Below are 11,690 nucleotides of genomic sequence, written 5' to 3'. Positions count from 1 at the left end.
GAGGTGCCGAACCGGCCGACCGCCAAGCGCGAGCGATCCGGCTCGGGGCACGATCGGTGGCCGCACTGATCCTGGTGTCCGCCATCGGCGTAGCCGCCTTCGCCTGGCCACTGGTGGCCGCCCCCACCTCGGGCCTGGCGCATTCCAGCGACGCGCCCTGGCTGTTCGCCGCCCTCCTCCCCCTCCTCCTCGCCGTCGTGGTGGCGACGATCGCCGACTCCGGCCTGGACGCCAAGGCCATCGCCATGCTCGGCGTCCTCGCCGCGGCCGGCGCCGCGCTGCGCCCGCTCGGGGCCGGCACGGCCGGCATCGAGCCGATGTTCTTCCTGATGGTGCTCTCCGGCCGCGTCCTCGGCCCCGGCTTCGGGTTCGTCCTCGGCTCCCTCTCCATGTTCGCGTCGGCCCTGCTGACCGGCGGGGTCGGCCCGTGGATGCCGTTCCAGATGCTGGCCATGGGGTGGGTGTCCATGGGCGCGGGCCTGCTGCCCGGGCCCGACCGGCTGCGCGGGCGGCGGGAGTCGGCGATGCTGGCCGCGTACGGGGCGGTCGCGTCCGTCCTCTACGGCACGGTCATGAACCTCCAGGGCTGGCCCTACATCGGCTCCCTGGCCTCCGGGGTGTCCTTCGTCCCCGGCGACCCGCTCCCCGACAACCTGGCGCGCTTCGTGGCGTACTGCCTGGCCACGTCCCTCGGCTGGGACCTGCCGCGCGCGCTCGTCACGGTGACGGCGACGCTCGCGCTCGGCCCGGTCGTCCTCAGGGCCCTGCGCCGGGCGACCCGGCGGGCCGCGTTCGAGGCGCCGGCCGCCTTCACCGAATGAGAACCGTCACAGCCGCTGAATGATCGTCCCCGTCGCGAGCGCGCCGCCCGCGCACATCGCGATGAGGGCGAACTCCTTGTCCGTACGTTCCAGTTCGTGCAGCGCCGTGGTGATCAGCCGGGCGCCGGTCGCGCCGACCGGGTGGCCGAGGGCGATGGCGCCCCCGTTGACGTTGACCTTCTCCAGGTCCTGCTCGAAGACGTGCGTCCAGGAGAGCACCACCGACGCGAACGCCTCGTTGATCTCCACGAGGTCGATGTCGCGCAGCGACATCCCCGCCTTGCCCAGCACGGCCCGCGTCGCGTCGACCGGCCCGTCGAGGTGGAAGTGCGGGTCGGCGCCGACCAGCGCCTGCGCGACGATCCGGGCCCGGGGGCGCAGCCGCAGGGCGCGGGCCATGCGTTTGGACGCCCATAACAGGGCGCAGGCGCCGTCGGATATCTGCGAGGTGTTGCCCGCGGTGTGGACGGCGGTGGGCATGACGGGCTTGAGCCCGGCGAGCGCCTCCACGCTGGTGTCGCGCAGCCCTTCGTCCCGGTCGACGAGGCGCCACATGCCCTGCCCGGCGTGCTGCTCCTCCTCCGTGGTGGGCACCTGGACCGCGTAGGTCTCCCGCTTGAAACGTTCCTCCGCCCAGGCGCGGGCGGCCCGTTGCTGGGAGAGCAGGCCGAGGGCGTCGACGCGCTCGCGGGTCAGGCCGCGCTTGCGGGCGATGCGCTCGGCGGCCTCGAACTGGTTGGGCAGGTCCACGTTCCACTCGTCGGGGAAGGGCTTTCCGGGCCCGTGCCGGGAGCCGCTGCCCAGCGGCACGCGGGACATGGCCTCGACGCCGCAGGAGAGGCCGATGTCGACGACCCCGCTCGCGATCATGTTGGCGACGAGGTGGCTCGCCTGCTGGGAGGAGCCGCACTGGCAGTCGACGGTGGTGGCCGCGGTCTCGTAGGGCAGCCCCATGGCGAGCCAGGCGGTGCGGGCGGGGTTCATGGACTGTTCGCCGGCGTGGGTGACGGTGCCGCCGACGATCTGCTCGACGCAGTCGGGCTGGATGCCGGTGCGTGCGAGGACCTCACGGTAGGTCTCCCCCAGCAGGTAGGCGGGGTGGAGGTTGGCGAGCGCCCCTCCGCGCTTGCCGATGGGGGTGCGTACGGCTTCGACGATGACGGGTTCCGCGGCCATGACTCGCCCTCTCCTCGTGTCCGCGGGCTTCCCGGTGCCCACGGCAGCAGAAGTAGTACGTGTTCTCGTCTTTTCGTCCCGCTCGCAGTCTTATGACTGCTACCCCCGGTACGCAAGGGTCGCGCATCCCTCCCAGGTGCAACAGACGGCGTCACCTCCCTTGCCGCCCCCGGGGCCCGTCAGTACGGTCTCGGCACGCTATTTCTGACGTCTCGTCAGATCATGAGGTGACCCAGGATGGACTGCCCAGCGCTGCCCGACGGATTCGACTTCACCGACCCCGACCTCTACCAGCAGCGCGTCCCGCTCCCGGAGTTCGCCCGGCTGCGGCGGACCGCTCCGGTGTGGTGGAACACCCAGCCGCACGGCCTCGCGGGCTTCGGGGACGACGGCTACTGGGTGGTGACCCGGCACGCGGACGTCCGGGAGGTCTCCACCCGGCCCGAGGACTTCTCCTCCGCCCGCAACACCTCCGTCATCCGCTTCCACCCCAGCATCACGCCGCAGGCGATCGACGGACAGAAGCTGATGATGCTCAACATGGACCCGCCCGAGCACACCCGCGTCCGGCAGATCGTGCAGCGCGGCTTCACCCCGCGGGCGATCCGCGCCCTGGAGGCGGCCCTGCGGGAGCGGGCCCGCGCCATCGTGGCGGCGGCCCGCGAGCGCGGCAGCGGGAACTTCGTCACCGACATCGCCTGCGAACTGCCCCTGCAGGCCATCGCCGAGCTCATCGGCGTCCCCCAGCACGACCGGGCGAAGATCTTCGACTGGTCGAACCGGATGATCGGCTACGACGACCCCGAACTCGCCGTCACCGAGGAGACCGGCACCCTCGCCGCCATGGAGCTGATCTCCTACGCGATGGACCTGGCCGGCGCGCGCGCCGCCCGCCCCGCCCGGGACATCGTCAGCCGGCTGGTGGCCGCGGAGGACGAGGGCAGCCTCGGCTCCGACGAGTTCGGCTTCTTCGTCCTGATGCTGGCCGTCGCCGGCAACGAGACCACCCGCAACGCCATCAGCCACGGGATGCACGCCTTCCTCACCCACCCCGGCCAGTGGGAGCTCTACCGGCGCGAACGCCCCGCGACCACGGCCGAGGAGATCGTGCGCTGGGCCACCCCGGTCGTCTCCTTCCAGCGCACGGCGACGCACGACGTGCGGCTGGGGGACGTGACCGTCCGGGAGGGACAGCGGGTCGGCCTCTTCTACGCCTCCGCCAACCACGACCCCGAGGTCTTCGACCGTCCCGAGGTCTTCGACATCACCCGCGACCCCAACTTCCACCTGGGCTTCGGCGGCGGGGGCCCGCACTTCTGCCTCGGCAAGTCGCTGGCGGTGCTGGAGATCGACCTGGTCTTCCGCGCGATAGCCGACGCGGTGCCGGGCATCCGCGCGGCGGGGGAGCCGCGGCGGCTGCGCTCGGCATGGCTGAACGGGATCAAGGAACTGCGGGTGGTGTACGGGCCATGACGACCATGCGGTGATCAACTCCCTTGATCTGGACCATACCTGACCCCTTGTCAGGCCGATAAGGGCGGACTTACCCTCGGGTACACCTTCCGGGGCGGCACCTTTGCGCGTGCGACCGCGCACCCCATGACCGCCAACCCCACACCGTCCGAGGGGGATCCACCATGAAGGACGATCAAGGAAGACCGGTGACCGGCAAGGTCAGGTGGCGCAGGTTCGCCGTCCTGGCCGTGCCCGGATTCGCCGTCACGGCCGCACTGGCCGTCGCCCTCGCCGACGGTGCCCTGGCGGCCTCGTTCGCGGTCTCCGGGCAGGAGTTCAAGATCCGCGCCCAGAGCATGGAGGGCGACGGCTTCGCCCAGTACGGCGGCGTGGACCGCAACGCCCGCGGCAAGCTGCTGCCGGTGGCGGTCACCGCCATCAAGAGCGCCAAGATCCATTCTCTCTGCCAGTCGGTGGTGACCACCCTGCCGATGCTCGGCGACATCTCGCTGCAGCTCACGGCGGGCACGGGCGCCAAGCCGGTCGAGGCCGAGAACCTGTTCATCGACGCCACCCAGATGTCCGGCGACGCGTCGTTCAAGGACATCGAGATCGGCCGGGACGCCTCGACCCTCAACAAGGGCCCGGCCAACGCCCAGGGCCTGCAGGACGCCTTCGGCCAGCAGGCCAAGCGGATCGATATCTCCGACGTCAAGCAGACCGCCTGGGCGACCAATGCAGGAACGTTCAAGCTGTCCGGCCTCGACATGAAGATCGGCCTGGGCAGGAAGGAGTGCTTCTGACGTGGCCCAGTCCGCGTCAGCAGCCCCCGCCCGGCGCCACCCCTGGACCACCTGGCGACGGTGGCGCAAGGGCCGCCCGTTCTGGGGCGGCCTGGCCACCGTCGTCGCGGGCGCCGAGATCTGCGTCCTCCCGCTGGCCCCGCTGAAGATCATGCTGGAGCAGGGCATCGCGGGCATCCCCTCGGTCCTCATGGGCCTGGTGATGGTCGTCATGGGCCTGACGGCCTGGTTCGCCCCGCAGTACCGCTCACTGGCCGGGGTGCTCACCGTCCTGATCGCCACGGCCTCGCTGGTGATGTCCAACCTCGGCGGTTTCCTGATCGGCACGGTCCTCGGCATCGTCGGGGGAGCCATGACCTTCGCCTGGACACCGGCGCCGGCACCACCGCCGGAGAACGATCCCGCGCCCGGCGCGGAAACGCTTCCGCAGTCCCCACCCAAGGAGATCCGATGACCCTCCGCAATGCGCGCCCGCTCGTCGCCTCCGGTGCCGGCCTCGCCCTTCTCGCCGCACTCGGCCTGGCCGGCTCGGCCAGCGCAAGACCCGCCGACGCCGGGTCCACCACCGTCTCCCCCGCCGGGCACTTCTTCGCCGCCACGCTCAACGGGCAGGCCACCTTCCAGGCCGGCTCGGTGACCGTCACGTGCAACACCTCCACCAGCCAGCCCGACGGCAGCACCGCGAACAACCAGATACCCGCGGCCCCCGGCAACGTCAACGCCGCCGGTCCGGTGGCCAGTTCGGTGAACGCCCCCACGTACTCCGACTGCAGCGCCAGCCTCCCCGGCGTGACCGTCGCCGTCACCACGTCCGGCGTCTGGGGCATCGCGATGCAGAACGGGTCGCCGATCAGCGCCACGCTGACCATTCCCCAGGGCGGATTCGTCGTGACGACCACCGGCCTGGCCAACTGCACGGTGACCTCCGCGCCCAGCGGGCCCGCGGCCATCAACGCGGGGTTCACCAACGGCGCGCCCTCGCAACTCGTCGTCAGCGGCGCCTCCGTGCCCGTCACCGTCACCGGCGGCTTCGGCTGCCCGACCGCGGCCACGACGTCGACCTTCAACGCGACGTACGACGTCACGGACACGACGGACACGACGCAGCAGATCACGGTGGGCCCCTGACGAACCGGCCCCCGCGCCCCGTCAGGGGCGCGGGGCTGCAACATTCTGCGGCTCCGCCGCGCGGGCGCGAGCAACCACAGCCGACCCGCACCTGAAGAACGCGCCGCTCACGCCCGCACCGGCTCAGGCGTGACCGAATCACTCTCCCCCCGCGCCCCGGGAATCACAGCAGTGACCCCCCTCCCGGGACCGGTCAGCACGTACTGGATCCCGAAGCCGCAGGCGACCACCAGCACCCCGCCCAGCGCGTCCAGCACATAGTGGTTGGCCGTCCCGATGATCACCGAGAAGGTGAGCAGCGGGTAGAGCATGCCCAGCGCCTTCATCCACCGCTTCGGCGCGATCACGGCGATCACGATCCCGCACCACAGCGACCAGCCGATGTGCAGCGAGGGCATCGCCGCGTACTGGTTGGACAGCTCCGTCAGCGCCCCGAAGTCGGGGTTGGACAGGTCCTGCGGCCCGTTGGCGGTGTCGATGAAGCCGAGGCCCGGCATCAGCCGCGGCGGGGCCAGCGGGTAGAGCCAGAAGCCGACGAGCGCCATCAGCGTCGCAACGGCCAGCGCGGTGCGGCCCCAGCGGTACAGCGCGGGACGGCGCACGTAGAGGAACACCAGCAGGGACACCGGCACGATGAAGTGGAAGGTGCCGTAGTAGTAGTCCATGGCGTCCGCGAGCCGGTCCGTGCCCGCCACGAAGTGGTTGAAGGCGTGCTCGACGTCCATGCGCAGGAATCTCTCGATGCCGAGCATCTGCCGGCCGTGCGACTCCGCCAGGCTGCGCGAGTCGGGGGCCTGGGCGCGGACGTAGGAGTAGGCCCAGTAGCCGACCCGTATCAGCATCAGCTCCAGCAGCAGGTTGGGACGGTTGAGCGGGCGCTTCCAGAAGCCGAGCAGCGGCACCCAGGACCAGCGCCCGCGCTGCGGCTCGGCGACCGGGGCCGGCTCCGGCCGCCCCCACAGCTCCGCGCCGCGCGACAGGAACGGCACCGCACAGGCGGCCAGCAGGGCCGCCAGCAGCGGGGCGTTGTCGCCGAGCGGGCCGAACACGGGGTTCGGCGGCACGAGGACGGCGCTGGGGAACGTCATGACGAGCACGACGAGCACGGGCCACACCAGCCGGCCGGCACGTCGCCGGCCGACCCGGCCGACGACGGCGAGCAGGATCCACAGCTGCTGGTGCTGCCAGGCGGTGGGCGAGACGGCGACGGCGACGCAGCCGGTGAGGGCGGTGGCCAGCAGCAGCTGCCCGTCGCGGGCGTAGCGGGCGGCGCGGCGCAGGCCGACGACCGCCACGGCCGCGGACAGCAGCGCGTAGAGCGCGAGTTCGACGGGGCCGCGCAGGCCGATGCGGAGCAGCAGTCCGTGCAGGGACTGGTTGGCGAGCCCGTCGGGGTGGCTGCCGAGCCCGGCGCCGGCGACGTGGTGCACCCAGTAGGCCCACGAGTCGCCGGGCAGCGCCGCCCAGGCGAGGACCGTGCAGACGGCGAAGGTGACACCGCTCGTGGCGGCGGGGGGGGGGGGGGGGGGGTGGCGGCGGCGCGCCGCCGCCCGGTGAGCCGGAGCAGCGGCGCGAAGAGCAGCACGGCGGGCTGCAGCGCGGCGGCGAGCCCGACGAGGAGGCCGGCGCCGGGCCCGTCTTCCCGTGCGAGGCGTGGCAGGCAGCAGGCGAGGACGACGAGCAGGACGGGGATGATGCTGGTCTGCCCGAGCGTGAAGGTGTTGCGCACGGGCAGCGAGAGCACGGCCAGGATGACGGCCACCGGCGCGGCGAGCAGCGCCGTGCGCCGGGAGACGGGCTGCGGCACGGAGCGCGCGGCGACGAGCGCGAGGGCGACGACGAGGAGCAGCGTGCCGAAGGTCCAGGCGATGCCGAGGCTCTGCTCGGCGGCCCGGCTCAGCGGTTTGAGGACGAGTCCGGCGAACGGGGTACCGGTGAACCGGTCGGTGTCGTAGAGCGAGCCGCGCACGTGCAGCACACCGTTGTCGCCGATCCAGGTGGCCAGATCGGTGAACCGCCGCTCGGGCGGAAGCCTCAGCACGGCGGCGGCCTGCCGCACGGCGAGCAGCCCGGCGAGCCCCCAGAGGACCCCCAGCACCATCCCGGTGCGGGACCCGGCCCCCAGCCCGCTCCGCTCTGCTTCCGCCACGCTTCGCCGCTCCTCCGGTTGCCCAGATCGGTCACCTCGTCGAGCTCCTTGAGACCTTACTGAGTCCACGCGTACGGAGGCGGGTCATCCCCGCAGCACAGGCCCCGCGGCGACCACGCGGGGCCGCTGCGGCAGGATGGCCCCATGAGCATCGTGAAGATCAACGCCCTGACCGTCCCGGCCGAGCAGCGCGAGGTGCTGGAGAAGCGCTTCGCGTCGCGTGCCGGGGTCGTGGAGAGCTCCGACGGTTTCGAGTGGTTCGAGCTGCTGCGCCCGGTGGAGGGCACGGACCAGTACCTCGTCTACACCCGCTGGCGCAGCGAGGAGGACTTCAAGGCATGGATGGAGGGCCCGATGCGGTCGGCCCACCAGGACGGCGGCGAGGGCGCCCCCAAGCAGCGGCCGGCTGCTGCGGGCTCCACGCTGTGGTCGTTCGAGGTCGTGCAGCAGACGGGTCCGAAGCAGAGCTGACGCCCTCTTTCATCCCCGTCCCCCCTCCACCGCCGCAGGTGCCCCGTCGAGGTCGGCGAGGTCCTGCGGGGTGAGGTCGAGGGCCGCTGCGGCGACGTTGTCGTGGAGGTGGCCCAGCCGGGTGGTGCTGGGGACGGGGATGACGTGCGCGCCCTGGGCGAGGGTCCAGGCGAGCGCGATCTGGGCGGGGGTCGCGGCGTGCCGGGCCGCGACCGTGCGCAGGACGGTGAGGATGCGCTCGTTGGCCGCGCGGGCGCGGCGCGTGAAGCGGGGGTGGCGGGCGCGGACGTCGCCGGGGGCGAAGTCCGTGCGCGGGGTGATCGTGCCGGTGAGGAAGCCGCGCCCCAGGGGTGCGTACGGGGCGAACACCGCGCCGTTGCGGGCGCACCAGCGGACGACGGGCTGCGACTGCCGCGCCCACAGGGAGAGTTCGGACTGCACCGCCGCGACCGGGTGGATGCGGTGGGCCCGTTCGGCGTCGCGGACCCGGACGTCCGACAGGCCGAGGTGGCCGATCTTGCCCTGCCCGACCAGTGCGGCCAGGGCGCCCCAGCTGTCCTCCAGCGGGACGTCCGGGTCGATGCGGTGGAGGTAGCAGAGGTCGACGGCGTCGGTGCGCAGCCGGCGCAGGCTCGCCTCCACGGCGGCGCGCAGCCGTGCCGGTCTGCCGTCGCGGTGCAGGGCCATGGCGGCCAGGTCGTCCACGACGAAGCCGGCCTTGGTGGCCAGGAACACCTCGTGGCGGCGGGCGGACAGGGCGCGGCCGATCAGCGTCTCGTTGTGGCCCTCGCCGTACACGCCGGCGGTGTCGAGGCAGGTGACGCCGCGGTCGACGGCGGTGTGCAGGAGTGCGGCGGCCTCGGCGTCGTCGAGATCGGGGCGGGCGTACATCCAGGGGCTCAGCCCGGAGCAGCCCAGGCCGACGGCGCCGAGCGGCCGTCCGGTGGGCGGGAAGGTCCTGGTTCTCATACCCGTCCCCCTCCCGGACGCCGGTGTCGCGTGCGACGATCCTCGTCATGATCACGACCGTGACGTCGGCGGCCTCCTGGACCGTCGCCCCGGAGCCCGTCGGCTCCGCCGGATCGGCCGCGCTGCTGCGCGAGTACCTCGTCGACGTAGCCGACCGCTGGTACCTGCTGCACCACGGCCGGCGGTGCACCCCGGAGGAGATCGAGCGGCACCTGGCCGAGGACCCCAGCGACGATCTCGCCCCGCCGCAGGGCGTGTTCCTCGTCGGCCGGTACGACGGCGGGCCGGCCGGGTGCGTGGGCGTGCGGCGGCTGGACGCGCGGACGGCCGAGGTGCAGCGGATGTTCGTCCGGCCCGCGCAGCGCGGGCGGGGCGGCGGGCCCGTCCTGCTGGGCGCGGCCGAGGAGACGGCCCGCTCCTGGGGCGCCGAGCGGCTGGTGCTGGACACCCGGCTGGACCTGGTGGAGGCGCGGGCGCTGTACGCGCGCCAGGGCTTCCGCGAGACGCCCGCCCACAACGGCGGCGCATACGCGGAGGTCTGGATGGCCAAGCGGCTGGACGGAGTTCATGACCGCGCGTCGTGATCCCGTCTGACCTCGCCGCCGTCGCGCGGCTGTTCCGCGTCGGAGCCGCACAGCTCGGCGCTGAGTTCGCGGACGAGCACGTTGAGGTCGGTGGGCCGGTCCGCCGTCCACCAGTCGCCGAGGATGTCGGCGAGCGACTGCTCGCGCGCGTCGAAGAGCAGTTGGGCCTGCCGCTTCCCCTCCTCGGTGAGGACGAACAGCACTCCCTCGCGCCGCACCAGCTCGCGTATCTCCAACTGCTGCCCCGCATCGGTGACGACGTGCAGCGGAATGCCCGCGCGCTCGGCGAGCAGCGACGGCTCGGCGGAGCCGAAGCGGTTGATGCGCAGCAGCATCCAGCTCGCGGCGGGCAGCAGATCGAGCCCGGCGCGCTCGGTGATGTCCTCGTAGATCCGCTTGCGGCCCTCGCGGCTGCCGAGCAGGGAGAGCATGCGGGCGGCCTCGTCCCGCGAGGAGCGCTGGACGGGGTTGCTGGAGACGACCTCGCCGGCGTCGGGCGCGGTGACGGCGCTGCGCAGCGGCTCCTCCCGGAGGAACCAGGCGAGGACGAAGGCGAGGAGGGCGGCGGGCACGGCGTAGACGAAGACGTCGGTGATCGACTGGGAGTAGGCCCCGAGGACGCTCGCGCGCTCGGCGGCCGGCAGCCGGCCCACGGCCCGCGGGTCGGCCTGCAGGGCGCCGGCGGTGATCCCGGGCGGCAGGGTGGCTCCGGCGAGGGCCGCGGCGATCCTGGGGCCGAGCTTGTTGGAGAAGATCGTGCCGAAGACCGAGACGCCGAACGAGGCGCCGATGGAGCGGAAGAAGGTGGCGCCGGAGGTGGCGACACCCAGGTTCTCGTAGCCGACGGAGTTCTGCACGACGAGCACGAGCACCTGCATGACGAGGCCGAGCCCGAAGCCGAAGACGAAGAAGTACACGCTCATCTCGCCCGTGCCGGTGGCGGGTTCGAGCTGGTGCAGCAGGAGCAGGCCGATCGTCATCACGCCGGTGCCGGCGATGGGGAAGACGCGGTAGCGGCCGGTGCGGCTGACGATCTGGCCGGAGCCGGTGGAGGCGATCAGCATGCCGGCCACCATCGGCAGCATGTGCACGCCGGACAGGGTCGGCGAGACGCCGTGGACGACCTGCAGGAAGGTCGGCAGGTAGGTCATCGAGCCGAACATCGCGAAACCGACGATGAAGCCGATGACCGAGCAGAGCGTGAAGGTGCGGTTGCGGAACAGGCCCAGCGGCAGGACGGGTTCGGCCGCGCGCCGCTCGACGAGCACGAAGGGGACGAGCAGGGCCACGCCGAGCACGCCCAGGCACACGATCTGCCAGGACGACCAGGCCCAGGTGGTGCCGCCGAGCGAGGTCATCAGCACCAGGCAGACGGCGACGGCCGCGATGAGGAAGGTGCCGAGGTAGTCGATGCGGTGCGGGGTGCGGTGGACGGGGATGTGCAGCACGGCGGCGATGACGGCGAGCGCGACGGCCCCGACGGGCAGGTTGACGTAGAACACCCAGCGCCAGCTGAGGTGGTCCACGAACAGCCCGCCGAGCAGCGGCCCGAGCACGCTCGTGCCGCCGAAGACCGCACCGAACAGGCCCTGGTAGCGGCCGCGGTCGCGGGGCGGCACGATGTCGCCGACGATCGCCATCGACAGCACGATCAGCCCGCCGCCGCCCAGGCCCTGCAGGGCGCGGAAGCCGATCAGCTCCAGCATGTTCTGCGCGGCCCCGCACAGGGCGGAGCCGACGAGGAAGATGACGATGGCGGTCTGGAAGAGCTTCTTGCGCCCGTACTGGTCGCCGAGCTTGCCCCACAGCGGGGTGGCGGCGGTGGAGGCGAGCAGGTAGGCCGTGACCACCCACGACAGGTGCTCCAGCCCGCCGAGGTCGCTGACGATCGTGGGCAGGGCGGTGGAGACGATGGTCTGGTCGAGCGCCGCCAGCAGCATCCCCAGCAGCAGGGCGCCGATGGCGACCCGCACGCTGCGCTGCGGCTGCCCCGCGCCGGGCACGGCCCCGGGGGCGGTGGCCGCGGCGGGGCCGGGTGTGGATTCGGGTGGGAGTGCGGGTTTGTCCTGCGCCATGGGAACTCCCCTCCGTGGTGCGGCCGGGTCCGGGGTTCCGTCAAGCTCCATCCTGAGCC

General features: G+C 72.6%; 10 protein-coding genes and 1 pseudogene. 7 read left to right on the top strand and 4 right to left on the bottom strand.

Features of this window, described 5'->3' with window-relative positions; translation table 11 throughout:
* The first annotated feature begins 35 nt into the window (after positions 1 to 35).
* Positions 36 to 821, top strand: a complete 786-nt coding sequence (locus ACLHRZ_RS13680) for an ECF transporter S component (RefSeq protein ID WP_490418910.1) — start codon at positions 36 to 38, stop codon at positions 819 to 821.
* Positions 822 to 827: 6 nt separating this feature from the next.
* Here ACLHRZ_RS13680 and ACLHRZ_RS13675 read toward each other — a convergent pair whose 3' ends face one another.
* Entirely contained in the window at positions 828 to 1,997 is a 1,170-nt protein-coding gene (locus tag ACLHRZ_RS13675; RefSeq protein ID WP_490418656.1) for a steroid 3-ketoacyl-CoA thiolase, read from the bottom strand.
* A 237-nt stretch (positions 1,998 to 2,234) separates the two neighbouring features.
* Between ACLHRZ_RS13675 and ACLHRZ_RS13670 the strand changes: the two genes are divergently transcribed.
* The 4 genes from ACLHRZ_RS13670 to ACLHRZ_RS13655 all read left to right on the top strand — a co-directional run bounded on the left by ACLHRZ_RS13670 (position 2,235) and on the right by ACLHRZ_RS13655 (position 5,383).
* Positions 2,235 to 3,470 (top strand): cytochrome P450, encoded by a 1,236-nt coding sequence (locus ACLHRZ_RS13670; RefSeq protein WP_490418655.1) that lies wholly within the window; start codon positions 2,235 to 2,237, stop codon positions 3,468 to 3,470.
* A gap of 164 nt (positions 3,471 to 3,634) precedes the next feature.
* Complete coding sequence (locus tag ACLHRZ_RS13665; RefSeq protein ID WP_490418654.1) at positions 3,635 to 4,255, top strand: DUF6230 family protein; 621 nt, start codon at positions 3,635 to 3,637, stop codon at positions 4,253 to 4,255.
* Position 4,256: 1 nt separating this feature from the next.
* On the top strand, positions 4,257 to 4,709 hold the full coding sequence (locus tag ACLHRZ_RS13660) for a DUF6114 domain-containing protein (protein WP_490418653.1): 453 nt from the start codon (positions 4,257 to 4,259) through the stop codon (positions 4,707 to 4,709).
* On the top strand, positions 4,706 to 5,383 hold the full coding sequence (locus tag ACLHRZ_RS13655; RefSeq protein WP_490418652.1) for a hypothetical protein: 678 nt from the start codon (positions 4,706 to 4,708) through the stop codon (positions 5,381 to 5,383). Before ACLHRZ_RS13660 ends, ACLHRZ_RS13655 begins: the two co-directional genes overlap by 4 nt.
* A gap of 107 nt (positions 5,384 to 5,490) precedes the next feature.
* On the opposite strand, the pseudogene ACLHRZ_RS13650 reads toward ACLHRZ_RS13655, so the two are convergent.
* A pseudogene (locus ACLHRZ_RS13650) lies at positions 5,491 to 7,484 on the bottom strand (bifunctional glycosyltransferase 87/phosphatase PAP2 family protein).
* 192 nt (positions 7,485 to 7,676) lie between these two features.
* Here ACLHRZ_RS13650 and ACLHRZ_RS13645 point away from each other — a divergent pair.
* On the top strand, positions 7,677 to 8,003 hold the full coding sequence (locus tag ACLHRZ_RS13645; protein WP_490418651.1) for an antibiotic biosynthesis monooxygenase family protein: 327 nt from the start codon (positions 7,677 to 7,679) through the stop codon (positions 8,001 to 8,003).
* A gap of 9 nt (positions 8,004 to 8,012) precedes the next feature.
* Here ACLHRZ_RS13645 and ACLHRZ_RS13640 read toward each other — a convergent pair whose 3' ends face one another.
* Positions 8,013 to 8,972 (bottom strand): aldo/keto reductase, encoded by a 960-nt coding sequence (locus tag ACLHRZ_RS13640; protein ID WP_490418650.1) that lies wholly within the window; start codon positions 8,970 to 8,972, stop codon positions 8,013 to 8,015.
* A gap of 47 nt (positions 8,973 to 9,019) precedes the next feature.
* On the opposite strand from ACLHRZ_RS13640, the gene ACLHRZ_RS13635 reads away from it, so the two are divergent.
* The gene (locus ACLHRZ_RS13635) at positions 9,020 to 9,556 is read left to right on the top strand and encodes a GNAT family N-acetyltransferase (protein ID WP_490418649.1); all 537 of its coding nucleotides are present in this window, start codon (positions 9,020 to 9,022) and stop codon (positions 9,554 to 9,556) included.
* On the opposite strand, the gene ACLHRZ_RS13630 is transcribed toward ACLHRZ_RS13635, so the two are convergent.
* On the bottom strand, positions 9,538 to 11,631 hold the full coding sequence (locus ACLHRZ_RS13630) for a DHA2 family efflux MFS transporter permease subunit (RefSeq protein WP_490418648.1): 2,094 nt from the start codon (positions 11,629 to 11,631) through the stop codon (positions 9,538 to 9,540). The two genes, ACLHRZ_RS13635 and ACLHRZ_RS13630, sit on opposite strands and share 19 nt — an antisense overlap.
* Positions 11,632 to 11,690 lie beyond the last annotated feature (59 nt).

The sequence above is a fragment of the Streptomyces sp. AM25 genome (assembly GCF_058146165.1).
The sequence above is the reverse complement of the archived record's forward strand: the minus strand, read 5'-3'. Positions and strand labels throughout refer to the sequence as shown.